Origin of the sequence: Lysobacter brunescens (assembly GCF_042677005.1) — a bacterium.
Lineage (GTDB): Bacteria > Pseudomonadota > Gammaproteobacteria > Xanthomonadales > Xanthomonadaceae > Lysobacter_I > Lysobacter_I brunescens.
Map to the genome: position 1 here is coordinate 126,558 of NZ_JBHTIF010000004.1, position 26,437 is coordinate 152,994.

At 67.3% G+C, this 26,437-nt stretch carries 16 protein-coding genes; 8 read left to right on the plus strand and 8 right to left on the minus strand.

Annotation, left to right across the window (positions count from 1 at the left end):
* Nucleotides 1–10 precede the first annotated feature (10 nt).
* Entirely contained in the window at nucleotides 11–8,884 is an 8,874-nt protein-coding gene (locus ACFQ0E_RS16020) for a carboxypeptidase regulatory-like domain-containing protein (RefSeq protein WP_386825536.1), read from the minus strand.
* Between the two features lie 446 nt (nucleotides 8,885–9,330).
* On the opposite strand from ACFQ0E_RS16020, the gene ACFQ0E_RS16025 reads away from it, so the two are divergent.
* A complete protein-coding gene (locus ACFQ0E_RS16025; RefSeq protein WP_386825538.1) occupies nucleotides 9,331–10,944 on the plus strand; it encodes a multicopper oxidase family protein in 1,614 nt (537 codons plus the stop codon).
* Between the two features lie 47 nt (nucleotides 10,945–10,991).
* Here the strand turns inward: ACFQ0E_RS16025 and ACFQ0E_RS16030 are convergent, their stop codons facing one another.
* The 5 genes from ACFQ0E_RS16030 to lolA form a co-directional block, all read right to left on the minus strand.
* The gene (locus ACFQ0E_RS16030) at nucleotides 10,992–11,333 is read right to left on the minus strand and encodes a hypothetical protein (protein ID WP_386825540.1); all 342 of its coding nucleotides are present in this window, start codon (nucleotides 11,331–11,333) and stop codon (nucleotides 10,992–10,994) included.
* A gap of 254 nt (nucleotides 11,334–11,587) precedes the next feature.
* Nucleotides 11,588–11,983: a fluoride efflux transporter CrcB gene (gene crcB, locus ACFQ0E_RS16035; RefSeq protein WP_386825542.1), complete on the minus strand. Its 396-nt coding sequence runs from the start codon at nucleotides 11,981–11,983 to the stop codon at nucleotides 11,588–11,590.
* On the minus strand, nucleotides 11,980–13,335 hold the full coding sequence (locus ACFQ0E_RS16040; protein WP_386825812.1) for a replication-associated recombination protein A: 1,356 nt from the start codon (nucleotides 13,333–13,335) through the stop codon (nucleotides 11,980–11,982). The genes crcB and ACFQ0E_RS16040 overlap by 4 nt, the downstream gene beginning before the upstream one ends.
* A 93-nt stretch (nucleotides 13,336–13,428) precedes the next feature.
* Nucleotides 13,429–14,094 carry a hypothetical protein gene (locus ACFQ0E_RS16045; RefSeq protein ID WP_386825544.1) on the minus strand — a complete coding sequence of 222 codons (666 nt, stop codon included), beginning with the start codon at nucleotides 14,092–14,094 and terminating at the stop codon, nucleotides 13,429–13,431.
* A 37-nt stretch (nucleotides 14,095–14,131) separates the two neighbouring features.
* Nucleotides 14,132–14,710 (minus strand): outer membrane lipoprotein chaperone LolA, encoded by a 579-nt coding sequence (lolA, locus tag ACFQ0E_RS16050; protein WP_386825814.1) that lies wholly within the window; start codon nucleotides 14,708–14,710, stop codon nucleotides 14,132–14,134.
* Nucleotides 14,711–14,959: 249 nt separating this feature from the next.
* On the opposite strand from lolA, the gene ACFQ0E_RS16055 reads away from it, so the two are divergent.
* A complete protein-coding gene (locus tag ACFQ0E_RS16055; RefSeq protein ID WP_386825546.1) occupies nucleotides 14,960–15,214 on the plus strand; it encodes a DUF6289 family protein in 255 nt (84 codons plus the stop codon).
* Between the two features lie 69 nt (nucleotides 15,215–15,283).
* Here ACFQ0E_RS16055 and ACFQ0E_RS16060 read toward each other — a convergent pair whose 3' ends face one another.
* Nucleotides 15,284–17,647: a DNA translocase FtsK gene (locus tag ACFQ0E_RS16060; protein ID WP_386825548.1), complete on the minus strand. Its 2,364-nt coding sequence runs from the start codon at nucleotides 17,645–17,647 to the stop codon at nucleotides 15,284–15,286.
* A gap of 372 nt (nucleotides 17,648–18,019) precedes the next feature.
* Between ACFQ0E_RS16060 and ACFQ0E_RS16065 the strand changes: the two genes are divergently transcribed.
* The 6 genes from ACFQ0E_RS16065 (at nucleotide 18,020) to infA (ending at nucleotide 23,948) form a co-directional block, all read left to right on the plus strand.
* Nucleotides 18,020–19,705, plus strand: a complete 1,686-nt coding sequence (locus ACFQ0E_RS16065) for an alpha/beta hydrolase (RefSeq protein WP_386825550.1) — start codon at nucleotides 18,020–18,022, stop codon at nucleotides 19,703–19,705.
* Between the two features lie 141 nt (nucleotides 19,706–19,846).
* Nucleotides 19,847–20,560: a pseudouridine synthase gene (locus ACFQ0E_RS16070; protein WP_386825552.1), complete on the plus strand. Its 714-nt coding sequence runs from the start codon at nucleotides 19,847–19,849 to the stop codon at nucleotides 20,558–20,560.
* Nucleotides 20,561–20,706: 146 nt separating this feature from the next.
* The gene (trxB, locus tag ACFQ0E_RS16075) at nucleotides 20,707–21,660 is read left to right on the plus strand and encodes a thioredoxin-disulfide reductase (RefSeq protein WP_386825554.1); all 954 of its coding nucleotides are present in this window, start codon (nucleotides 20,707–20,709) and stop codon (nucleotides 21,658–21,660) included.
* Nucleotides 21,661–21,747: 87 nt separating this feature from the next.
* Nucleotides 21,748–22,893, plus strand: a complete 1,146-nt coding sequence (locus ACFQ0E_RS16080; RefSeq protein ID WP_386825556.1) for a GNAT family N-acetyltransferase — start codon at nucleotides 21,748–21,750, stop codon at nucleotides 22,891–22,893.
* Nucleotides 22,890–23,639 carry a leucyl/phenylalanyl-tRNA--protein transferase gene (aat, locus tag ACFQ0E_RS16085; RefSeq protein WP_386825558.1) on the plus strand — a complete coding sequence of 250 codons (750 nt, stop codon included), beginning with the start codon at nucleotides 22,890–22,892 and terminating at the stop codon, nucleotides 23,637–23,639. Before ACFQ0E_RS16080 ends, aat begins: the two co-directional genes overlap by 4 nt.
* A gap of 90 nt (nucleotides 23,640–23,729) precedes the next feature.
* Complete coding sequence (gene infA, locus ACFQ0E_RS16090) at nucleotides 23,730–23,948, plus strand: translation initiation factor IF-1 (RefSeq protein ID WP_117202246.1); 219 nt, start codon at nucleotides 23,730–23,732, stop codon at nucleotides 23,946–23,948.
* Nucleotides 23,949–24,076: 128 nt separating this feature from the next.
* On the opposite strand, the gene clpA is transcribed toward infA, so the two are convergent.
* Nucleotides 24,077–26,359: an ATP-dependent Clp protease ATP-binding subunit ClpA gene (gene clpA, locus ACFQ0E_RS16095; RefSeq protein ID WP_386825560.1), complete on the minus strand. Its 2,283-nt coding sequence runs from the start codon at nucleotides 26,357–26,359 to the stop codon at nucleotides 24,077–24,079.
* Nucleotides 26,360–26,437 lie beyond the last annotated feature (78 nt).

Below are 26,437 nucleotides of genomic sequence, written 5' to 3' on the forward strand. Positions count from 1 at the left end.
CGAACCAGCGTCATTGTTGCGTCGACTTGCGCTCGACGAAGGCGAGATAGTTCGACAGTGCGAGGCGCGTGGAGGCCACGTCCACGGTGGTGACCTTCAACAGCGAGTCGCGTGCGCGCAGGAGGACCCGGATCGCGAGGTCGTACTCGCGTGCCGCGACCTTGCCCCGCGCCATCTCGATGTCCTCAAGCACCCGGCGCAGCGCCTGCATCTCGTGGGCGCGCGTCGGACGCAATGCCTCGACCTCCGCGATCAGGTCGATCACCAGCCGTTCGCTGGAGACCACCGTGACCGGCGTGCTCGCCTGCGCCTGCGGGTTCTCGCCGACCACGGTGCCGACGCCTGCGGTGGCGTCGATCGCGAAGTCGCCGTCCTGGTCAGGCGCACGCAGCCAGGTGGTGAACGCGCGTTCCTGGGCCAGGTCGAGATCGAAGCGCCATGCCGCGCTGTTCGCATCGCGCACGAGGGCATCGGGATAGGTGCCGAGGATCGACAACGGCTGCGCCGCGACCACGCGCAGCCAGGCCGGGGTCGCGCCGGCCTGGTTGAAGACCGTGGTCAGCACGCCGAAGGTCTGGCCGGCCGACAACCGTCCCTGCTCGCCCGACAGCACGTAGGCCACGGCATCGCGCAGCGTTTCGCGCATGGCCTCGGGCGACGTGGTGGTCTTCAGCGTCTCGACGAAATCGAAGCTCATCGTCGCCGTGCGACCCCAGCCGAAATCGCGGGTGAGCACGGCCGGATCGCCGTTGTTGAAGCGGGCATGGATGCTCGCGCCAGCCAGGGCGAAACGCACGGTCTTGTCGCGGATGTCGAACTGCGCCGGATCGAAGATCGCGGTGTCCTCGACATCGACCACGACCTGGCGCAACGGCAGCTTGCCCTGGAACTTGACGCCCATCGGCGCATGCAGCAGCTGGTTGCGCGAATCATGCACGCCATCGACGATCAGGCCGTCGCCGCGGAAGGTCGCCTCGATCACCTCGTCCGCGAGCACCTGATCGAGCTTGAGCGAACCGCCCGACACCCAGTAGGCGTCGAATTCGCCGCTGCGCATCAGGCGCATGAAGGTGTCGTAGTCCGTGGTGACCGTATGCGGCACATCGATCGCGCCGAGCAGTTGTTCAATCTCGCCCTTCCTGCGGGTGGCGCACTCGGGCGCCTCGCCGGGGATGCACGACGCCAGGACCAGCAGGCGTCCTTCGTGATGCAGGTTCTGGCGCAGGCCGATGCGGACGCTGCGCTGCTTGAGGCGGAACGTGGTGCTGGCGAGCAGGCGCTCCTGGTCGCCGATGCGCAGGGACAGCGTCGCGACGTACTCGCCGGCCGGGGCCTGCGCGCTGAGCCATTCGCGATCCATGTCCTGTTCGCCGCCGATGGCGATACCCGCCGGCGCCTCCCAGCCCTGCAGCAGCAGGCCGTTCTCCGGATCGAGCACACGGACGATGAGCGTACCGTTCGACAGATCCGCATTGCCGGTGTTGCTGGCGACGGCGTCCAGTGCGATCGGCGTACCGACGTCTGCCTCGGCAGGCGTCGCGGCGATGCGGCCGGCGATGCCCACGCCGGTCTCGGCCGTCGACGCGACGACATAGCTCGTCTCGTCTGTGTCGTAAACGCGGCCGGAGGCATCCTGCAACACCTGCACCACGCGATAGGCACCGGGCGCGGCGTTCTGCAACACCTGGTCGGCGGTGAACGTGCGCGTGACGCCATGCAGCAGCATGCCGACGGTGTGGCCACCGGTGTACTGCAGCGTGTCGGCAGCGTCGTAGACCCGCACCATGAGCAGCAGATCGGACAGATTGACGTTGGCCGAACGGTTGACGACGGTGGACGTGATGACGACGCGATCGCTGGGGTTGTAGACCGCACGGTCGACCATGAGCCGCGCATCGGCGGCGGCCTGCGCGTTGGACGGCAGCACGACGAATCCGGTACTGGCTTCGGCGGTGTTGAGCGTGCTGTCGAGCAGTCGCGCCCGCACGCTGTAGCCGGCGGGCAGGATGCTGCCGACGTTCCAGGTGTCGGGCACGGTCAGCGTGTCATTCGCCGGGATGGATACATCGCCGCGATGGATCTCGTCGACGAGGATCCCGTTGGCGTCGAGGATCTCCAGCACCAGGCTGCCATCGACCAGTCGGTTGTGCGCGTTGCGCAGTGTCGTGGTGATGCGCACCGTTTCGCTGGCGGCGTATTCGGGCTTGTCGGTCGCGACCGAGAGGTCGACGAGGTTGGAGACCGTGACCTTGGGCACCTGCAGCGGCACGCGGTACTCGCCCGAGGTGAACGAGTTCTGGAACGCGAGGTAGCCGGAATCGATCGTCTGGCGCGCCTCGCCCAGGACCAGATCTTCCAGCGGCGCGCCGAAGTCGATCGACACGCCCTGCACCGTCACGTCGCGCAGGCTCCACACGTACTCGGTGCGGCCATCGGCATGCGGGATGGTCGCGCTCGGCGGCATCGTGAAGCCGGTGAGGCTCTGGCCGGGCTGGCTGAACAAGTGCGCATCGACGCTGATCGCACCGCAGGTGACCGGGATCGAATAGATGGCCGAGGACGAGTGATCCCACAGCATCAGGCGCTGGCCGAACTTGTCGAAGGCCAGGTAGTCGATGTCGGTCAGGCGCGGCACGGTGCGGCTGGTGTCGACGAGCAGGCCGACATGGCCGGTGCGTGAGACGATCTGCGCCAGCGTGTGCTCTTCGCCGTTCTGGCCGATCTTCGACCACTGCCAGGTCGCGATGTACAGGTTGTCGCTGCAGTCGGCGGTGATGTTCGGGTAACCATCGCCCTCGAAGCTCGGGTTGTCCACGCCGTCGCCACCGGCGTACAGCTGGTAGACCTTGCCATCCGGCGCGACCTGCGCGACGAGGTTGTTGTCGTTCTGGACGTAGATGTTGTCCTTGCCGTCGACGGTGATGCCGCGCGGGCTCGGGAACCCGCTGTTGGTCACGGTGCTGATCACGCCCTGCGGCGTGATGCGGATCAGCCGGTTGGGCGCGGCCACGAACACGTTGTCGACGCTGTCGATCGCCACGCCGGACGCGGAGGCGGCGTCGATGTTCGCGAAGATCGCGTACTGGCCCGAGGTGTCGGCGCGGGCCACGTCGTAGCGACCGGCTGCGTTGCGCTGCAGGAAGTACAACCGTTCCTGGCTGTCGACCGCGAGGCCGAAGCGGACGTTGAGGCCGCTGGCGATCGTGGTGCGCACGCCGGCCGGCGAGACCTTGTGCAGTTCGGTCGCGGTGGTGAAGTAGATGTTGCCCGAGCGATCGGCGGTGATGCCCGACGGAAAGGAAATGTCGACGACCTTGCGCAGCCGCGCCAGCTCGACGCGGGAGAGCGTGGTGAAGTCGCCGCCGCTGAGGCTGAGTCGCATGCTCGCGGTCTGGTCGCCCGGCGGCAATTCCTCCGGATTCACGGTCAGCGCGCCCACGGCGGAAGCGCCGACATGGATGAAGTTCGTCAGCTTGCCCTCGACGCCGACGATCGACACCTCGATCTTGAAGTCGCCGGCGTAAGGCGGGCGCCAGGTACCGAAGTCGATCGGCAGGATGTCGACGTCGGTCGACAACCCGTTGAACGGCACCGAGCGCTCGAACACGACCTGGCCGACATCGACCGGCGCCGTGGGTCGGGTCGCGGTCACGCGGTAGATCGTGCTCTCGTTGCGCGCCGTTGCCGGGTTGTAGCCATAGGCGCTGACATAGGCGACCGTGTCGGAGAAGGCATGCAGGCCGTTGAAGGCGATGCCGTTGACCAGCGCACCCACCTGCAGCGTCTGCAGGTCCGCGCCGAGCAGGCGCGTGAGCGAAGACGCGTTGCCTGCCGTGAACGGCGTGCCCTGCGACTCGAACGACAGATGGCGCGCATTCGGCACGCGATTGTGCAGCTGGCGCAGCGATCCGCCCTCCAGCACATGAACCGCGTTGGCCGTGCCGTCGATGATCGCCGGCAATCCAGCGGGCGTCCATGCGACGCCGGCTGCGCTGCGCACGCCACCGGCGAGCAGCGTCGCCGTGCCGCCGATGCGGCCCTTGACCAATCCGGTGTTGTAGTCGGCGACGACGATGTCGGCGCCGGACAGTTCGAAGTCGTTCGCATTGACCGCCGAGCTGATCGTCATCGACGCTGTGGTCACGCTGCCGTCGGTGGCGACGCGGCGCATGCCGCCGCTGACCGAGATCCACAACGCGCCATCGGCCGCGTACTTGACGTAGCGCGGCGTGCTCACGCTGTGCACGACTTCTCCCACCCCGTCGCTGCCGCTCAGGCGCACCACGGTATTGGACACGTAGCTGGCGACGACGAGGTTGCCGGACGGATCGAAGGTGAGGCCGCGCGGCGATACGAACCCACCGTACGTCGATGCGATCGCACCGGACTGCAGGACATAGACGGCGCTGTTGGCGCTGTCGGAAACCGCAAGGCGCCCACCGCCCAGGGTCGCGATCGCGGTGTAGCTCGAACTGCTGGGCAGCAGCGTGGTGTTGGTCGCCACGGTGCCGTTGGCGCGATACTCCATGAAGTAGCGCGAGTAGCCGACGCCATAGGTGGAGCCGTTGTCGGTGTCGTGCGCCAGGGCGGTCGAGTAGAAGTTCTCGGACAGGCGCTGGGGCATCGCGCCCGGTGAGGACAGCTGCAGCAGGCGATTGGCGCCGTCGACCATGCGCAGGGCGCTGCCGGTCCAGGCCAGGCCGCGCGGATTCACGAAGCCGGCCTCGTAACCGACGCTGGTGCCCGTGGCGGACAGCAGCGCCAGGCCATTGCCGGAGATGAGCTGGTAGCCGCCATCCACGGATCGGACGAAGGACGATCCCGTCGTGAACTGGGTCAGGCGGCGGGTCGTGATGCCCGTGGCGGGATCGTACTCGTAGAGGTTGTTCGACGTGGTCTGCACGAGCAGCAGGTCGTCGCCGGTGACGCTGAACTGGCGGACGCTCTCGCCGTTCAGGGCGAGGGTGATGACCGTGTCGACATCGGCCGGCGTGATGCGGTGCAGCTCGTTGCTGATGCGGTAATAGACATTGCCTGCGCCATCGGACGCCATGAAGTTGGGATTGCCCGCGAGCGCGGCCACGAGCCGGCGCGCGCCGGTGGCCATGTCGAGTTCTTCGAGCTCGTAGCGGCTGTTGTAGCGGACGACCAGCACCTTGTCGCCGCTGCGCGCGGCCATGTTGTAGACGTACGACGGCAGCGTGCGGCCAAGCAGGAGTGCACCGCTCTCGTCGTAGCGCTGCACTTCGACGTTGGAGCGGAGCACGTACAGACCGCCCTCGGGACGCACCGCGATCGTGGAGGCGGCGACGCTGGCGAAGCGCGAGATCGCACCATCGGCGTTGCGTGCCGAGATGAAGCCGCTGTTCGTGGTGTAGCTGCGTCCGTTCGGCGCGATCCGCATCAGGCCAGGGCTGACGAACATGCTGTTCGTGTAGCTGCGGTTGCCGGTGGCGAGATCGACATGGAGGATCCGGTGACCGTTGACGTCGCTGGCATGCAGCACGCGATCGTCCTCGACCGCCAGGCCGCCGACCGCGCCGAGGCCGTTGGCGAGTTCGGTGAGCACGCCAGCGGACGAGAGCCGATAAATGCGACCGGCGCTGTTGGCGACGTACTGGTTGCCCTGGCTGTCGCTGGCCAGCGCGCTGGTGGTGCCGAGACCGGTCGCGAGTGCGCTGACGTTGCCGGCACGCAGGCGCTTGAGCGTGCCGTCGCCGGCATTCGCGGCGATCAGGCTGCCGTCGCTGTCGCGCGCGAGCCCGCTCGGCGCATGCGCGAAGGCCTGCGCATAGGTCGTGACCTGGCCGTCGGTGCCGACCAGCGCAATGGTGTTGTTGCCCTGGTTGCTGACGAAGATCGCACCATCGTCGCGACGCAGCAGGCCGATGGGCTGATTGAGGCCCGTGGCGTAGACGCTGCGCTGGCCATCGCGATCGACGCGGATGAGGTTGTTGCCGCCGCTGTTGGCGACCAGCAGATCGCCGCCCGGCAGTTCGATCAGGTCGAACGGACGATCGAGACCGGTGGCGAAAGGCGTCACCACGCCCTGCTCCGAAACGCGATTGATGGTGCCGTCGCCATAGTTGGCGACCGCATAGCCGCCGGTGGACAAGCGCGTGAGACCGATCGGCTGGTAGAGACCGTTGCGCCACAGCACCTGTTCGGCCTCGCCGACCACGTAGCGCAGCAGCAGGTGGTCGAGGCCGTTCTGCGACGTGCCGGCGATCAGCACGCGACCGTTGTTGTCCGCGTCGATCGTCGCACAGGTTCCCAGCGACGCGACGGTGTAGGTCGTCACCACACCCTGCGGTGTGATCCGCGACAGCGTGCGTGCGCTGCAGGTCCAGACCGTGCCGTCGTCCTGCACGGTCAGGTCGGTGATGCCGGACACCGTGGCCAGCACCGATGCCGTGCCATCGGGCGCGATCCGGTTGATCCGGTTCGATTCGGCCATGTAGAAGTTGCCCTGCGCATCACGGTCGAGATGCGCCATGCTCCGGTTCGGGAACGTGGCGAGCGGCTCGATGGTGGTGCGCACGACGCTGTTGCCGTTGCTGTCGGCCGCGTCGAGGGTGATCTTCAGGTCGACCTGACCGGCGACGATCGGCTGGTTGCCGAGATTGGTGAGTTCCGCGCGCAGGCTGACCGGTATCGCGCTGTCGACCTGGGCCAGCGGCGGATCGGCGATCACCGCGCCGGCGAGCATCGGCATCGAATCGATGGTGAAGCGGGTGGTGCCTTCGGCGCGGACGTTGCCCTGCACATCGCGGCCGCGCGCGATCACGGTGTACACGCCCGCCTGCTGGCGCGCGATCACCCAGTCCATCTCGACTTCGATCAGCGTGCCCGGCTCGAAGCGCAGCGGTCGGTTGGGCGGATTCTGGCCCAGCCCCATGGCGTTGGCCTTGAACACGTGGACCACGTTGCCCTGCGGATCCTGCACCTCGGCATCGATCACCAGGTCGGCGGCGACGGTGCCGCCGTTGCGGACTTCGATCTCCAGTTCGATCTCGCCGCTCGGGCGGTAGATCGGGCGATTCGTCGCGACCGATTCGAACACGATGTCGCTGTTGCCGATCGGGAGCAGCTGGATGTCGAGCGTGCTCTGCCCGATGGCCGGCAGCGACAGGTTCAGCGCGCGGCTGTTGTAGCCCTGCCCGCTGGCGATCACGGTGAACGCAGTGCCCTGCACGCCCTGCAGCAGGTAGCGGCCATCCGGACCGGAGACCGCGGTCGCGGTCTGTCCCTGCACGACCAGCACGGCGCCGGGCACCGGGGCATTGGTCTGCGCATCGGTGATCACGCCGACCAGGGTCGAAGTCTCGGGCGCACGGGTGAGCGCGATCGCGCCGACGTTGTTGATGCCCGCGACCAGGGTGACCGAGCCCTGCACGGACAGGTAATTCGTGGCCTGCACGGTCAGCGCGTAGGCGCCCGGTGCGAGACCGGTGAGCTCGAACGCGCCGCTGGCATTGGTGGTCGCATTGGTCGTGCCGACGCGCACGCTGGCGCCGGCGATGGCCTGGCCGTTGGCCTGGTTGGTCACCGTGCCGCGGATCGTCGCCGTGGTCGGCGGCGTCTGCCCGGTGCTGTAGAGCGTCGGCGAGAGCTGGTAGCGCTTGCCGGGCTCCAGCGTCACCGGCACGTCGAGCGTGCGGTAGCCGCTGAGCGCGAACGTCACCGTCGCGGCACCGGCATTGAGGCCGGTGAGGCTGTAGCGACCGCTCGCATCGGTGAAAGTCGACACCGTGCCTGAAGACACGACCACGTTGGCCAGGACCGTGCCGCCGCTGTTGCGCACGACGCCGGACACTTCGGCGGTGAGCGTGGTCTTCTGCAGCGGGATTTCGCCGGTGCTGGTGGTGTTGCCGGCCGTCACGGTCGCGGTGAACGAAGTCGACACGTAGCCGAGCGCCTGGATGTCGACGGCATGCGAGCCCGGCGGCAGGCCGAGCAGCATGAACGTGCCATCGGCAGCGCTGGACACGCGGATCTCCGGCATCGCGCGCACGGTCAGGGTGACGCCGGCGACCGGGTCGCGGCTGTCGCGGTCGACGAGCGTGCCGGCGATCACGCCGGTGGTGCTCGGCGGCAGGCCGACGGTGGAGCGATACAGGGCACGCAGCGCGACCGCGGTGACGTAGGGATCGTTCTCCCAGCTGCCGCTCTCCTGCTGCGCGGCCTTCACCGCATCGGCCAACGGACCGAGCACGGCGTTGTCGGAGGTCTGGGTGGTGAGCGCCAGCAGCGCGTTGGCGTTGTCGATGACATTGCCGTAATCGCCGTTGGCATTGCGCTGGGACAGCAGCCAGTCGCGTGCGGCCGCGACGATGTCGCCGACCTGGTAGCGACTGGACCACGCCTGCCCGGCGAGCAGGACTGCGGACGTGACGTGGACGCTGGGGTGATCGCCGACCGGCCAGCCGGAGGGCGACAGGCGGCTGGTGCGCAGGTAGGTCAACGCATTGGCGACGCGTGTGGCATCGGCATCCGGCGCGGCGGCCAGCGCGATCAGCGCATAGGACGTATCGAGCGCGTTGCTGCCGTATTCGCGGCGCGAACCAAATCCGCCGTCGGCGTTCTGCTGCAGGCCGAGGTCGGCGATGACCTGCTGCGCGTCGCGATTAGCCAGGCGCAGGGCCAGCGCCTTCCGGGCCTGCAGTTCGGTGTGCTTCTGCGGCTGCGAGCCGATGAGGTTCGCGAGCTCCGCCGGACGCGAGTCCAGCAGGGCCAGGGTGTGCATGGTTTCGGTACGGACCTGAACCGGCAGGGCCTGCGAGGCGGCTTCACCGGCGACGGTACCGTCGGCCTGGACCTGTGCCCGCAGCCAGGCGAAGCCCTTCTGCACCTCGGTCGTGTGCCCGGACTGTTGCGCAGCCACCACGAAAATGGCGCAAAGAAACGCCAACAGCCAGACCCATCGCCGCATATCCCTTCCCCTAGCAATGCTTGCAGACCTCGTCCACGACCGGCCCCTTGGCGTCCACATGGCGTGCATGACGCAGCGCGCCCCGGTCGAGCGCGGACCTTGCCAGCCGGTTGTGACGAGTGTCAAGGCAGAAAATATTTCTCTTTCAATAACAATGACTTGAAACTCTACCGCCCAATACGGCAAAGCACGGAAGGCTGGTCGGCGCGCAGTCGGTACGGGGCTCGGGCGGCCCGATCGAATGCGCTCCCGGGCTGTCCGGATCGCACGTCTGAACGTCCAGCCCTGCGCCAGGCGAGGATGGGAAGGACGACACGGCGCTCGCCCGTCGCAGCTTGCCATCGCCCGGGGCCACTGCCATGCTGATCGAGTTTTTCCATCGTTTTCAGAGGCTTGGCATGACGCAGGCACCTCCCGCCCCCGGCAGGCGCAAACTCTTGGTGGGCGGCCTCGCGGCGGGCGTCGCTGCGGCGGCCGGCTACTTCGGCCTGCGCCACCGACCGGGTCACGGGGATCTGGCCCGGCACGGGCACCGCTTCGTGAAACCACTGCGCATCCCGGGCAAATCCGCCCGGCTGGGCGAAGCCTCGGACGCCGCCGACGCCGGCATCGTCCTGCAGACCGGCATCCATCCGCAGCCACTGCGCGAAGGCGCGCTGTCCGATGTGTGGGCCTACGCGCAGCGCACCGTATCAGGACAGGTGCAGCTCAACCCGACCCTGTTCGCGCGCAGCGGTGGCCGGCTCAAGGTCACCCTGGAGAATCGCCTCGGCGACGACACCACCATCCACTGGCACGGCATGACCGTCGACGAAGCCAACGATGGCAGCGGCCTGCATCCGGTTCGCCACGGCGAGCGCCGCGTCTACGAGTTCGACATCCGCAATCGCGCCGGCCTGTACTGGTACCACGCGCATCCGCATGGGCAGACCGGCATGCAGGTGCACAAGGGCCTGGCCGGGCTGGTGGTGGTCGAGGACGACGAGGAACTGGCGCTGCAGAAGGCACTGGGCCTCACCTGGGGCATCGACGACATCGCGCTGTCGATCGCCGACAAGCAGTTCGGCCTGCGCAACAAGATCGTGCACGAAGTCGGTGCCGACGACTGGGTCGGCGACAAGGTGCTGGTCAACTGGACGCCCGATCCGGTCTTCGAAGCGCGTCGTGGCTGGCTGCGCCTGCGCCTGGCCAACACGTCGAACGCACGCCTGTACTGCATCGGCTTCGACGACGAGCACAGGCAGCGCCTGCCCTTCCACCTGCTCGGCACCGACGGCGGACTGCTCGATCGCGCGCATCGCATGGAAAGCGTGTTCCTCGGCCCCGGCCAGCGCGTCGACGTGCTGCTGGACCTGCGCGACCGCTCGCCCGGCGACCTGCTGATGATGCGCAGCGTGGTCTACGACCCGATGGAGAACGATGTCGGCATCGGCCCGCCGGAAGACTTCGCGATGGAGCATCCGGGCGCGATGCCGATGGGCGAGGACATGGCGCTGATGCTGATCCGCATGAGCGACAAGCCCGGTGGCGCCGCCGGTACCCTGCCCGAGCGCCTGTCGACGCATGCCGTAGGCATCCGGGAGGACGCCGCGCGCCGCCCGTTCCGCCTGTGGATCCAGGATTCCGGGCGCTGGATGATCAACCACTGGAACCATCATCTCGCGCACGGACAGGACGTGTTCGAGATCCGGCGCGGCAGCGTCGAGCGCTGGGACATCACCAACGACATGCGCAGCATGCCGCATCCGATGCACCTGCACGGCTTCCAGTTCGTCGTCACCGGACGCGCGAACAGCCCGAAGCAGGTCGCGGAGCGCGCCATCGATCCACGAGGGCGTACCCCGCACGACCTCGGCGTGCTCGACACCGTGCTGGTCTGGCCGGGCGAAACGGTGTCGATCCAGATCGACTTCTCGCAGCCTTACAGCGGTCGCCAGCGCTACATGTTCCACTGCCACAATCTCGAACACGAAGACCAGGGCATGATGATCGGCTTCGCCGTGATCGATTGATCGTGATCGATTGATAGCGATCGATCCATCGTGACACGACACCCGTTTCAAAAGCCCTTGCACAGCGTCCACACCTCGCGATCGATCTCTTCGAGCAGCGCGTAGCCGCGCTTCACGCCTGCGCGCTCGATCATCGCCTTGCGCCTGGCCTTGGCCGCCTTGCAGGGATCCGACGCGGCCTTCGCAGGCCTGGCGACGCGCGTCGTCGCACGGACGCCACCACCACGGTTGCGTCGGTCCATCTCCTGCTCGATGGACCGCGTTCGCGCAGCTGCGGCGGGATCGACCGGCGATGTGGAAAAGGTGCGCACCGCACGCGTGCGCTGACCGTCGGCACACGGCATGCCCTGGTAGGCGACCTGGCCTTGGGCATCGATGCAGATATGCACGGCGGCGGTCGTTCCGGCCTTCGTCTCGACGACTCGGGCCGCCGAACACGGTCCCGGCACTGACGAGAACAGCAGGACGAGGGCGATGCAAGGACTGAGGAAGTGATGCGACATCGGAAGCTCCGCGTGATGGACACGCACAGCTTCCGGGCAAGGCCGGTCCGGATGTATCGGGACATTCCACGATGCCTTGTCGGACTTTTCCGACAGCGTGGCCTCGCGGTCAGGACATCGGGCGATCAGGGCATTGTCGGTCAGGGCATGCGTAGAAGCGTCGCCGAGCGCGCGCCCAGCCAGACCAGCAGCAGGCCGCCGGCCAGGGTCAGCGCGAGATAGCCGATCATCGCGCCGCTGCGCTGCGATTTCGCGTAGAGCAGGCATTCGAGCATCAGCGCCGAATACGTGGTCAGCGCACCGAGCACGCCGACGATCAGGAACGCACGCCAGTACAGTGCCGACGGGCCGCGTCCTTCCAGCCAGATCGCGATGAAACCCGCAGCGAACGAACCGGCGAGATTGACCGCGAGCGTGCCCCACGGCAGGCCGTCGCCGAACTGGCGCAGCAACCAGCCACCCAGCCAGAAGCGCAGCATCGCGCCGAGCGCGCCACCGCCGGCGACCAGCGCCAGTTGCTGCCACCACAGGCTCACGAACGTCCCGCCTTGCGTCGTGCGTCCTCGCGCGCGGCGCGGAGGCGATCGAGCTTGTCCTTGAGCTTGATCTCCAGGCCGCGCTCGACCGGCTCGTAATACACGCGCTCGCCCATCGCATCGGGGAACCCGGTCTGTTCCAGCGCCACGCCGCCTTCGCTGTCGTGGTCGTAGCGGTAGTCCTTGCCGTAGCCGATCGACTTCATGAGCTTGGTCGGCGCATTGCGCAGGTGCAGCGGCACGTCCTGCGTGCCGTATTCGTTCACGTCGCGCTTCGCCGCCTTGTAGGCCGTGTAGGCCGCGTTCGATTTCGCGGTGCTGGCCAGGTAGATCGCGACCTGCGCCAGGGCCAGTTCGCCTTCCGGGCTGCCGAGCCGGTCGAAGGTGTCCCAGGCATCTATCGCCATCTGCAGCGCGCGCGGATCGGCGAGGCCGATGTCCTCGACCGCCATCCGCGTGAGTCGCCTCGCGAGATAGCTCGGATCGCAACCGCCGTCGAGCATGCGCGCCAGCCAGTAGACGGCGGCATCGGGATTCGAGCTGCGCACGGATTTGTGCAGCGCCGAGATCTGGTCGTAGAACTGTTCGCCGCCCTTGTCGAAACGGCGCGTGCGATCGGCGAGCACCTGTTCGAGGATGTCGTCGGTGATCGTTGCTTCGAAAGTCGTTGCCTCGGCATCGCCCTCGCCTTCCGCGAGTTCTGCGGCGATTTCCAGCAAGGTCAGGCCGCGACGCACGTCGCCATCCGCGGCAGTGGCGATCAGGCGAAGCTGCGCGTCGCCGATGCGCAGGCCACGTCCGCCGAGACCGCGTTCGGCATCGTCGAGCGCGCGCTGCAGGGCGATGGCGATGTCCTCGACCGACACCGCTTCCATCACGTGTACGCGGCAGCGCGACAGCAGCGCGGAGTTCAGCTCGAACGACGGGTTCTCGGTGGTCGCGCCGACGAAGACGATCGTGCCGCGTTCGATGTGCGGCAGGAACGCGTCCTGCTGGGTCTTGTTGAAACGATGCACCTCGTCGACGAACAGCACGGTGCGCCGACCCTCGGCGAAACGCTGCGCGGCCTCGGCCAGCACCTGGCGCACTTCGGGCAGGCCGCAGAGCACGGCGGAGATCGCGCGGAAATCGGCATCGGCGTACTGCGCGAGCAGCAATGACAGCGTGGTCTTGCCGCAGCCCGGTGGCCCCCAGAGGATCATCGAATGCACGCGTCCGGATTCGATGGACTTGCGCAGCGCCGAGTTCGGCGCGAGCAGGCGGCGCTGGCCGACCATGTCGTCGAGCGTGCGAGGTCGCATGCGCTCGGCGAGCGGTCGAAGGGCGTCGGTCGGGGCGTCGAAGAGGCTCATTGCAGTGGCGGGCACGGCGGCGCCATCGAAGCGCGGCGATCGGGAAACGGAAGAGGACCTACGTTAACACCTGGCGCGCTGGAGGGCGCGCGCTCAACCGGCCGGAGGCGGCTGCGGCATCGTGCTTTCGAGCACATAGGCGACGCGCAACCAGACCTTCTGCTCGCGATCGTAGAGACCTTCGATGCGCGCCGGGGCTGCACCGTCGCGACCGAAGTCGGCGGTGCCCGAAGCGTCGATGCGCAGGTAGCGCTGTCCCGATTCGACGGTGGCGATGCGGTCCAGCTGGAGCCAGACTTTCTGGTAGCCGAATTCCCTGGCCAACTGCGCGATCACGCGCTCCTCGGCCTCGCGGATCAGGCCGGAATCGTTCGGTACCGCACGTCCGCCAGGACCGGCGATGCCGATGCTCAGTTCGGGATAGCCCGCGCTTTCGTACAGGCTGTCGTAGAGGGTACTGAAACGGAAGCCGAGCCATTCCGGCGCGCCGTCGATCTGCAACTCGCCCTGGCCGCTGACGATCCTGTCGCGCAGGCTGCTGACCCGCACGTCGACCTGGCCAAGGCGGATCTTCACCTCACGACCGCCCAGTTGTTCGGACAGGGCTCCGACGAGCGCGGCGGCGACCACGCCGTCGAGCGTCTCCCGCTCGCGGGCCTCCAGCGTGCGGACATCGGCCGCCGGTTTCGCGGCGAATGCAGGCTGTGTTCCGCCGACCATCAGCAGGATGGCGAGGGCATGTGGGAAAGGACGCGTCATGCGCAGCACAACGACAAAAGCCGGGGCATCGGGCCGGTCACTGCGCGCCCACGACGTCCACGCCCTTCGGGACCGTGAAGCGGAAGGTGTCGGCCGCGAAGGCCGGGTTGCGCTTCCAGCCGCTGAAGCGGATGTCGGTGCGCTGCCCCAGGGCATCGACGATCTCCATCCTCACCAGTGCGTTGCCGGCATCGAAACCGAGGCGGGCATTGCGGAAGCCGGCGTCCTCGCCGCGCTTGGGCAGGATTTCGAGCCAGGTCACCCCGTCGCGGCTGCCGGCATCCTTCAGTGTGAAGTCGCGATCGAGCTTCTTCGGGTCGACCAGCGCGGCGAGCGGGCTGTTCTGCTCTTCCTCGCCTTGGGGACGGGTGCTGACCTGCGAGAGATCGGGGTCGTAGATCCATACGGCCTTGCCGTCGGCGACGATGATCTGCTGCGCCGGCTTCACGTATTCCCAGCGGAACAATCGGGGGGCGGACAGGGCGACACGGCCAGAGGAAGACTCCTTGCGTTGCCCCTTGCTGTCGAACACATGCTGGCTGAACTGGCCGTCCAGGCCCTTCAGGCTGCGTGTGAAGGCATCGAAGGATTCCCGTCCGCCGGCATGGGCCTGCATGGCGGCCAGGGCAAGGACGAGGGCGAACAGGGAGGGCAGCAGGCGGACGGCTCGGATCACGGGCGGGCTCTCGGCGAACGATGGGCGAAGTCTGAACGGAACTGGCTGAACATGGTTTGGACGCAGGGTCTGCGCCCTGGCGCCAGGTGGCCGGATTCCCCGATCCGCCACGTCGGTCGCAGCAGGCGCGGGCGGCCGGCGCGATCCTCTGCGGGCAGCCATCCGGCTGCGCCAAGGACAGAAACGATCATGAGGACGATTCCCCGGTTGACGATGAAATCCCTGTTGAGGGGCTCCCTGATCGCCGGTGGCCTGCTGGCGATCGGCGCGGCCACGGCGAAGTTTCCGCCGGCAGGCTACGTCTACGATGTGACCTACTACACCGACTACAGCTACACCACGCGGGTCGGAAACGAGCGCTGGACCTGCGACGGCTACCTGCACTGGGGCCAGCGCACGATCTACAAGGTAGAGAACACCTGGCCTTGCAACATCGAGGAATGAAACATCGAGGAATGAGCCATCGCGCGGCGCCGGCCATTCGATGCCGGCGTCGTGCATCGAAGGGGAGGATCAGCGGGGTGGCGGCGGCGCAAGCACGGATCGGTCACCGTTGTGCTCCGGCGGCGACACCACGCCGGCCGCTTCCATCGCTTCGATCAGGCGCGCGGCGCGGTTGTAGCCGATCTTCAACCGGCGCTGGACGCCGGAGATCGAGGCACGGCGGCTCTCGGTGACGATCTTCACGGCCTCGTCGTAGAGCGGGTCGCTTTCGTCCCCGGCCCCGCCGCCGGTCTCCGGCAGGCCGGTGGGGCCGACGACCACGCCGTCGCCCATGGTCTGTACTTCTTCCAGCACGCCTTCGATGTAGTCCGGGCCGCCGCCGATCTGCTTGAGGTGCTCGACCACGCGATGCACTTCCTCGTCGCTGACGAAGGCGCCATGCACGCGCTCGGGCATGGCCGTGCCCGGCGGCAGGTAGAGCATGTCGCCGTGGCCGAGCAGTGTCTCGGCGCCGCTCTGGTCGAGGATGGTGCGCGAGTCGATCTTGCTCGACACCTGGAACGCGATGCGGGTCGGGATATTGGCCTTGATCAGGCCGGTGATCACGTCCACCGACGGACGCTGGGTGGCGAGGATGAGATGGATGCCGGCGGCGCGGGCCTTCTGCGCCAGGCGGGCAATGAGTTCTTCGACCTTCTTGCCGACGATCATCATCATGTCGGCGAATTCGTCGATGAAGATGACGATGAACGGCAGCGGCTCCAGGGCCGGCGGCGCTTCCTGCAGGTCGGGATTGGCACGGAACAGCGGGTCCAGCATTGGCTGGCCCGCGTCCTGGGCGTCCTTGATCTTCTTGTTGAAGCCGGCGAGGTTGCGCACACCGACCGCGCTCATCAGCTTGTAGCGGCGCTCCATCTCGGCCACGCACCAGCGCAGGCCGTTGGCCGCTTCCTTCATGTCGGTGACGACCGGCGCCAGCAGGTGCGGGATGCCCTGGTAGACGCTCAGTTCGAGCATCTTCGGGTCGATCATCAGCATGCGCAGGTCCTTGGCGCTTGCCTTGTACAGCAGCGACAGCACCATCGCGTTCACCGCGACCGACTTGCCCGAGCCGGTGGTGCCGGCGACCAGCAGGTGCGGCATGCGCGCCAGGTCGGCCACGGTCGGCCGGCCGGCGATGTCCTTGCCCAGCGCGAGGGTCAGCGGGCTGGTCGACTTGTCGTATTCCTTCGACCGCAGCAGTTCGCTGAGATAGATCATCTCGCGATGCGTGTTCGGCGTTTCCAGCCCGATCACCGACTTGCCCGGGATCACGTCGACCACGCGCACCGACTTCACGCTCAGGCCGCGCGCGATGTCCTTGTCGAGCGAGCTGATCGAGCTGACCTTGATGCCGGGCGCAGGCTCGATCTCGAAGCGGGTGATGACCGGTCCCGGATAGGCACCGACGACCTGGGCGTCGATGCGGAAGTCCTTCAGCTTGAACTCGATCTGGCGCGACAGCGTTTCCAGCGTGGATTCGTCGTAGCCCTTGGGCTGCGGCTTGGGGTCGTCGAGCAGCGACAGCGGCGGCACACCGCTGGGGTTGGCGACATGGAACAGCGGGATCTGCTGCTCGCGCTTCGCACGGTCGCTCTTTTCCACGACCGGCGCCGGCGGCGGCTCGATCTTGACCGGTTCGCGCTTGGCGCGCTTCTCGGTCTCGACCTTGCGCACTTCCTCGCGTTCCTCGCGCATCGCCCGCGCGGCCTGCCATTCGCTGGCCTGCTGGGTGCCTTTGCGGAACATCGGCGGGATCTTCAGGATCCACTGCCCGATGCGGTCCATCACCGCCAGCCAGGACAGCCCGGTGGCCAGGGTCACCGAAATGAGAAACAGGGCGATCAGGAACAGGTTCGCGCCCACGGGCCCGAAGCCGCGGAACAGCGAGCGGCCGGTGATCTGGCCGAGGATGCCGCCTGCACCGGCGGAGAAGTCCGGCGCGGCGCCGATCTTCATGTGCAGCAGGCCGGCGGCGGCGACCAGGAAGCCGACAATGCCGACCAGGCGCAGCGCCGGCCCGAGGTCGGCATCTCCGTCGCCATCGCTGTCCATGCCGAACAGCGCGATCCACGCCACCGCACCGAGGATCAGCGGCAGCAGGAAGGCAACGTAGCCGCACAGGTAGAGCATCACGTCCGCCAGCCAGGCGCCGACGCGGCCACCGGCGTTCTGCAGCGGTGCGGTCACGCTACCCGAATGCGACCAGCCGGGATCGGTGGGCGAGAAGGTGAACAGGCAGACCAGCAGGTACAGCAGGAACGGCGCGATCATGATCAGCGCGATGTCGCGCACCAGCCGTTGCCGCCTCGGGTTGCGGGCGGGCGCCTCGGCCGCGACGGTGGCGGTGCGTCGGGCTGCCTTGCTGCTGCGTTCTGGAAGCTCGCGTGCCACCGTGTCGGGATGCCTGAAGAAGTTCGCCTAGGGGGCTGATGTTACAGGGAAAAAGCCCTGACGGCATGGCAGGGGCGCGCGCTCTGGACGACATCCTGCCACGACGCGATGCCGAGACGCCATCGATCCATTCGCGCACGACGACCGTGCACGCGGACAGCACGCATCTGCTGCGCCGCAGCATCGGCGCATGAGGGCGCCAACGCGCGCCACCGCAAAAGTTATTTGTACAATCGTGACCCAGTTCGCGATCCGTTTTCCCCGCGCGGACCCGCGACACCGGATCCAGTGGCTATCATCGGCCAGTTGCATGGGGGACACGCTGTTCAGCGCGCAGGCCCCGCCCTCGCACAACCACGGAGAGTCAGCGAAATGGCGTCAACCCGTTTTTCGAGCGGCCGTCTTGGCCGTGTCGCACTGGGCCTTGCCCCCCTCCTCCTTGCCCTGGTCGCAGCGCCTTCGTTCGCGGCGCGCAAGCCACCGCCGCCGCAGGTGCCGGCCATCGACTGGGCACCGTGCATCGAGGGCATCGAAAACCTCGACTGCGCGACCGTGAAGGTGCCGCTGGACTACCGCAATCCCTACGGCCACAAGACCACGCTGTCGCTGGCACGCATTCCGGCGGCCGATCGCGACAACAAGATCGGCACGCTGTTCCTGAACCCGGGTGGTCCGGGCGCCTCGGGCGTCGACCTGATCTACAACGGCTTCGGCGATGTCCTGAATGAAATCCTGCGCGGCCGCTTCGACATCGTCGGCTTCGACCCGCGCGGCATCGGCGAGTCCACGCCGATCCAGTGCTGGGACAGCGAAGACGACCGCAATGCCGACTTCCGCGGCCAGCCGATCTTCCCGTATCGCGCCGCGCAGGAGCGTCCGTTCTTCGACGTCTACCGCAACGTCGCCTACAAGTGCTTCGCGAACGTCGGCACCCAGCCGATCCTCAACTTCATGACCACCGGCGATGTCGCCCGCGACCTCGACCTGCTGCGCCGCGCGGTCGGCGACAGCCAGTTGAACTACCTCGGCTACTCGTACGGCTCGTACATCGGCAGCACCTACGCCAACCTGTTCCCGCGCAACATCCGCGCGATGGTCATCGACGGCGTGCTCGATCCGCGCCAGTGGAGCAGCGGCTGGCAGATCAAGACCGACCGCGTCGGCGCCTACCACGTGCTGCTGGAGTTCTTCCGCCAGTGCGACCTGGCGGGCAAGGATTGCGTGCTCGGCGGCGAACGCGGCTCGAAGGCCCGCTTCGACGTCATCCTCGCCGAGGCCCGCCGCCAGGGCACGATCGTCATCGGCGAAGGCAACGACGTGTTCGAGTATGGCTACGACGAAGTGGCGGCGGATGCGTCCGGCCTGATGTATTCGCCGGAGCAGTGGCCCGCCTATGCGAACTTCCTCGACCTGCTGAATCGTGCCCTCACCGGCGACAAGGCCGCAAAGAAGGCCGCGCTGGCCAGCCGCCGCGCGATCGAGAAGGCCTTCGCCGATGCCGGCCCCGTGCAGCGCGCGTTCTACGACAACGGCTTCGAGGCCTACTTCGGCAACCATTGTTCAGACGCGTCCTATCCCTACGGCTTCGAGTGGTACTCGGCGATCGGCAAGTACGCCGACGCGGGCTCGTTCATGGGCCCGAACTGGTGGTGGCTCAATGCGGCCTGCGCGGCCTGGCCGAAGGGTCCGAACCGCTATACCGGCCCGTGGAAGACCGGCACCTCCTCGCGCGTGCTGGTGATCGGCAACTACTTCGACCCGGCGACGAACTATCGCGGCGCGGTCGAGACCCAGAAGCTGCTGCGCGGCAGCCGCCTGCTGTCCTACGCCGGCTGGGGCCATGTCGCGTCCTACACCGGTCGCAGTCAGTGCGTGGACGACTTCGTCACCGACTACCTGATCAACGGCGCGGTGCCGCCGAAGAAGATCGTCTGCCCGGCCGCGCCGAACCCGTTCGTCCAGGCCAAGGTCAAGGCGAAGGCCGGCAAGTCGCTCGTGATGCCAATGACCGGCCTGCCGACGCTCAAGCCGCTGACGCCGGCCACGCGTCCGCGCTGATCCGGCCCTGCAGACCGATCCACCGAACCCCCGCTCTGGCGGGGGTTCGCGTTTCCGGGCGGGCCTGTGCCCTGCCTGCATCGGCATGGGCCTGCCGCTTCCGGGTTACCCTATGCGGCCGTTTTCGTGCCGCCCGCCCCCATGCGCCTCAACAAACACATCAGCGACACCGGTTTCTGCTCGCGCCGGGAGGCGGACCGCCTGATCGGCGAAGGCCGAGTCACTGTGAACGGCGTCCGCGCCCGGGTCGGCACCGAACTCGCCGAGGGCGACGAAGTCCGCATCGACGGCGACGTCCTCCGCGCCCGCACCGCCGCCAAGGGCCAGCGCCGGCATGTCTACATCGCGCTGAACAAGCCTGCCGGCGTCACCTGCACCACCGAGGAAGCGGTGAAGGGCAACATCGTCGACTTCGTCGGCCATCAGGAGCGCATCTTCCCGATCGGTCGCCTCGACAAGGACTCCGAAGGCCTGATCCTGCTGACCAGCAACGGCGACATCGTCAACGCGATCCTTCGCGCCAAGAACAAGCTCGAAAAGGAATACCTGGTCGCGGTGAACCACCGGGTCACCGACGAATTCCTGCGCGGCATGAGCCGCGGCGTGCCGCTTCACGGACAGACCACCCTGCCCTGCCGCACCGCCAAGATCGGCCCGTTCGGCTTCCGCATCGTGCTGGTGCAGGGCCTGAACCGGCAGATCCGCCTGATGGCCGCACACTTCGGCTTCCGCGTGAAGCAGCTGGTGCGGGTGCGCATCGGCAACCTCAAGCTCGGTCGGCTCAAGCCGGGCCAATGGCGCAACCTCACCGATGCCGAGCTGCACGGCCTGCTGCCCAATCACCAGGACTGGTGACGGCCCGTCCGGCAGGCCCGTCACGACAGCCTGCAGTGTTCCGCACGTGGATCGCCTCGGCGCCTTGATCCGCATCCGCTTGACTACAATGTGACCCTGCCGCCCCGGCACGATGCCGCGGCGTTCCTCACCTCCATCGAGTTCCCATGAGCACGCCCAAGCATTCGAAGCTGATCATCCTCGGTTCCGGCCCGGCCGGCTGGACCGCCGCCGTCTACGCCGCACGCGCCAACCTCAAGCCGGTCGTCATCACCGGCATGCAGATGGGCGGCCAGCTCATGACCACCACCGAAGTCGACAACTGGCCGGGCGACGCCCACGGCCTGATGGGCCCGGACCTGATGGCGCGCATGCAGGCGCATGCCGAACGCTTCGAGACCGAGGTCGTGTTCGACCAGATCCACACCGCCGACCTGTCGAAGCGCCCGTTCCGCCTCAAGGGCGACAGCGGCGAATACACCTGCGACGCGCTGGTCATCGCCACAGGCGCCACCGCGAAATACCTCGGCATCCCCTCCGAAGAACTGTTCAAGGGGCGCGGCGTCTCGGCCTGTGCGACCTGCGACGGCTTCTTCTACAAGGACCAGGACGTCGCGGTGATCGGCGGCGGCAACACCGCCGTGGAAGAGGCGCTGTACCTGTCGAACATCGCACGCAAGGTCTACCTGGTCCACCGCCGCGACACCCTGCGCGCCGAGAAGATCATGCAGGACAAGCTGTTCGCGAAGGTGCAGGCCGGCAAGATCGAGACGGTGTGGCACCACACCGTCGATGAAGTGCTGGGCGACGACAAGGGCGTCACCGGCCTGCGCCTGCGCTCCATGCAGGACGACAGCACCCGCGACATCAGCGTCCACGGCATGTTCGTCGCCATCGGCCACACCCCGAACACCACGCTGTTCGAAGGCCAGCTGGCGATGAAGAATGGCTATCTCGTCATCAACACCGGCCTGGAAGGCAACGCCACCCAGACCTCGGTGCCCGGCGTGTTCGCCGCCGGCGACGTCGCCGACCAGGTCTACCGCCAGGCGATCACCTCCGCCGGCTTCGGCTGCATGGCAGCACTGGACGCCGAGAAGTTCCTCGACAAGGGCGAGTGATCGCAGGCGGAGCACCAGACATGCCCGGAACCCGCGCGGCGTTCGACGACCTCGACCCCGCGCGGGTGTCATGACGGCATCGCTCCCATGACGGCATCGCGCGTTCTCTCGTCTCTTGGCGACATTCCCGCGTCCGCATGGGACGCGCTGCACGACGGCCGCAATCCCTTCGTGTCCCATGCCTTCCTCGCCGGCCTCGAAACCCACGGCTGCCTGCGCGAACGCTGGGGCTGGACGCCGCATCACCTGACGCTGTGGGACGGCGACGCGCTGGTCGCGGCGGCGCCCGGCTATCTCAAGACCAATTCGCACGGCGAGTTCGTGTTCGACCACGCCTGGGCCCGCGCCTACGCGCACTACGGCCAGGACTACTACCCGAAATGGCTGTGCGCCGTGCCCTACTCGCCGGTGACCGGTCCGCGCCTGCTCGCACGCGACGACACGGCACGGACAGCGCTCGTGCGCGCGATCCCCGATCTCGTCCGCGCCGCCGGCTGTTCGTCTGCGCACGTGAATTTCCTCGAAGCCGGGGGTGCGGACGCGATCGATGCCGGCGAGGGCTGGCTGGCGCGCGTCGACGTGCAATACCACTGGCACAACGAGGCCGGCTGGGGCGACTTCGATGCCTATCTGTCGGCGATGAACCACAAGCACCGCAAGAACATCCGCCAGGAACGCGCGAAGGTCGCACGTGCGGGCGTGACCTTCCGCGTGCTGCACGGCGATGAAGCGGATGATGCCGACCTCGCCGCGATGTACGGTTTCTACCTGCAGACCTTCGCCGAGTACGGCAATTCCCCGGCGCTGACCCTGGATTTCCTGCGCCATCTTGCCAGGCACATGCCGCGACAGCTGGTGCTGATCCTCGCCGACCACGCCGGCGAGACCATCGCCGGTGCGCTCTGCCTGCGCGGCGGCGACACACTCCATGGCCGCTACTGGGGCGCGACGCGCACCCTGCCCGGCCTGCATTTCGAGACCTGCTACTACCAGGGCATCGACTACTGCCTGCGCGAGGGCCTGACCCGCTTCGAACCCGGCGCGCAGGGCGAGCACAAGGTCGCGCGCGGCTTCCTGCCGGTGGAGACGCGCAGCCGGCACTGGGTCGCCGACCCGGGCTTCGCCGAGGCGCTGTCGCGCTGGTGCGAAGAGGAAGCAACCTCGGTGCGCGCCTACGCCCGACAGATCGCGGCGCATTCGCCCTACCGCGACATGCAGGAACCCGGTGCATGAGCCTGCGCCTGTACTGGCTGCCTGCCGATCCGCGCGCCCCGTTCCCGCCCGCCGAACACGCCCTGCGAGATCCCGACGGCCTGCTCGCCGCCGGCGGCGACCTGCATCCGCAGCGCCTGCTCAACGCCTACCGGCACGGGATCTTCCCCTGGTTCAACGACGAGCAGCCGATCCTGTGGTGGTCGCCGGATCCGCGCACCGTGTTCCACACCGACGGCGTGCATCTGACCCGGCGTTTCCGGCGCACGCTGCGCGGCAGCGGCTGGGTCGTGCGCGCCGACACCGCCTTCGCCCGCGTGCTCGACGCCTGCGCCACGCAGCCGCGTCCCGGACAGGACGGCACCTGGATCACTGACGACATGCGCGCCGCCTATCTCGGCCTGCACCGGCTCGGGCATGCGCACAGCATCGAGGTCTACGACGGCGCTTCGGCGGATGCAGCCCTGGTCGGCGGTCTGTACGGCGTGGCCGTCGGCCGCATGTTCTTCGGCGAAAGCATGGTCAGTCTGGCCTCGGGTGGCTCGAAAACCGCGCTAGCGGCGCTGGCCTTCCGACTGCGGCAGTGGGGCTGGCCGCTGATCGACGCGCAGGTCGAGAACCCGCATCTGCTGCGGATGGGCGCAGTGTCGATGCCCCGCGCCGAGTTCCTCGACCGCATCGGTGCATTGACAGGACAACCTGGCAGGATCGGCCCCTGGACCGACGATTTCGGCCACGTCGAAGCCCGGGTGCTGGCCGGCGATTGACGTTTTCTTTGCGATCCCGGGCCCGGCGTGGCAGAATGCGCGGCTTCGTCGGGCATTTGGTCCGGCATCCCTCACGGCAGCGAAAGGCGCATGGCGAAAGACGACGTCATCGAATTTGAAGGCACGGTCTCCGAAACCCTCCCGAACACCATGTTCCGGGTAAAGTTGGAGAACGGCCACGAGATCATTGCCCACATCTCCGGGCGCATGCGCAAGAACTACATTCGCATCCTCACCGGCGACAAGGTCAAGGTCGAAATGACCCCCTACGATCTGACCAAGGGTCGGATCACGTATCGCATGAAGTGATCACCCTGCGGCAAGCAGTCGATCGCGCGATACATCACTGATTCAAAAGAGAAAGGCGACCTCACGGTCGCCTTTTTCATGCCTGTGCGCCGACCGGCCATGCGCCTCACGGCGCATGGCGGCGACCCTCATTCCACGACCGCCGGCAGCAGCTTCTCCGGCTCCGCCTGGGACTCGACCAGCAGTTCGCCGTCGCGCACGTCGATCGACACCCGGCCACCGTTGACCAGCTTGCCGAACAGCAGCTCGTCGGCGAGCTGGCGCTTGACCTTGTCCTGGATCACCCGCGCCATCGGGCGTGCACCCATCAGCGGGTCGAAACCGTGCTCAGCCAGCCAGTCGCGCGCGGCCGGGGTGGCCGACAGCGAGACGTTCTTGTCGTGCAGCAGGGCTTCCAGCTCGATCAGGAACTTGTCGACGACGCGGAGGATGTGGTCGAAGCCCAGCGCCTGGAACTGCACCACCGCATCGAGACGATTGCGGAACTCCGGGCTGAAGCTGCGACGGATGACTTCCATCGCGTCGGTGCTGTGGTCCTGCTTGGTGAAACCGATTGAACGACGCGCGGCCTGCACCGCACCGGCGTTGGTGGTCATCACCACGATCACGTTGCGGAAATTCGCCTCGCGGCCATTGGTGTCGGTCAGCACGCCGCGGTCCATGACCTGCAGCAGGATGTTGAAGATGTCCGGGTGGGCCTTCTCCACCTCGTCCAGCAACAGCACGCAGTGCGGTGTCTTGACGACCTTCTCGGTCAGCAGGCCGCCCTGGTCGAAACCGACATAGCCCGGAGGTGCGCCGATCAGGCGACTGATCGAATGCGGCTCCATGTACTCGCTCATGTCGAAGCGGACCAGTTCGATGCCCAGCTGCAGTGCGAGCTGGCGGGTCACCTCGGTCTTGCCGACACCGGTCGGACCAGCGAACAGGAAGCTGCCGATCGGCTTGTCGGGGTTGCCCAGGCCGGAGCGGGCCAGCTTGATCGCCGAGGTCAGGGTCTCGATCGCCGGATCCTGGCCGAAGATGACCATCTTGAGGTTGCGTTCGAGGTGCTGCAGCACGTCCTTGTCGGATGCACTGACCTGCTTGGCCGGGATCCGCGCCATCTTCGCGACGATCAGCTCGACTTCCTCGACATCGATCCGCTGCTTGCGGTTCTCCGGCGCCAGCAGTTGCTGGCGCGCGCCGGCCTCGTCGATCACGTCGATGGCCTTGTCGGGCAGCAGGCGGTCGTTGATGTGCTTGACCGACAGGTCGACGGCGGCCTGGATGGCGTCGTCGTTGTAGGTGACGTTGTGGTGCGCTTCGTACTTCGTGCGCAGGCCGCGCAGGATCTCCACGGCCTCGCCGATCGTCGGCTCGACCACGTCGATCTTCTGGAAGCGACGAGCCAGTGCGCGGTCCTTCTCGAAGATGCCGCGATATTCCTGGAACGTCGTCGAACCGATGCAGCGCAGTTCGCCCGAGGCCAGGGCTGGCTTGATCAGGTTGCTGGCGTCCATCGTCCCGCCGCTGGCCGAGCCAGCGCCGATGATCGTATGGATCTCGTCGATGAACAGGACGGCCTGCGGAATCTTCTTCAGCGCACCGAGCACGGACTTCAGGCGCTTCTCGAAGTCGCCGCGGTACTTGGTGCCGGCGACCAGTGCACCGAGGTCCAGCGAATAGATGACGGCGGTGGAAAGCACGTCGGGCACTTCGCCGTCGACGATGCGACGCGCCAGACCTTCGGCGATCGCGGTCTTGCCGACGCCGGCCTCGCCGACGTACAGCGGGTTGTTCTTGCGGCGGCGGCACAGCACCTGGACGGTCCGCTCGATCTCGTCGGCGCGGCCGACCAGCGGGTCGATCCGGCCTTCGCGGGCCATCTGGTTGAGATTGGTGGTGAATTCCGACAGCGGGTCGTTTCGGCCTTCCCCGCCCTCGCCTTCGCCGCTCTGCTCGTTCTGGTCGGGATTCTGCGCTTCGTTGGCGTCGCCGGCCTTGGTGATGCCGTGCGAGAGGAAATTCACCACGTCCAGGCGGGTGATGCCCTGCTGGTTGAGGTAGTAGACCGCGTAGGAGTCCTTCTCGCCGAAGATCGCGACCAGCACGTTCGCGCCGGTGACTTCGCTCTTGCCGCTGGACTGCACGTGGTAGACCGCGCGCTGCAGGACGCGCTGGAAGCCCAGCGTCGCCTGGGTGTCGCGGGTGTCGTCCTCGGCCAGCGTGGACACCGAGGTGGAGATCGCGTGCTCCAGGTCGCTGCGCAGGCGCTGGAAGTCGGCACCGCAGGCCTTGAGCACGGTCTCGGCGGAGGGGTTGTCGATCAGGGCGAGAAGCAGGTGCTCGACGGTCATGTATTCATGGCGCGCTTCGCGCGCGTGCTTGTAGCACTGGCCGATCGCGTATTCGAGGTCTTTGCTGAACATCGTCGCTGCCCTCCGATAGGGGTTGCCGTTCGGGACCAAGTGTGCCCGGCGGGGTCACATCGCGTCCCGGTGAACGCA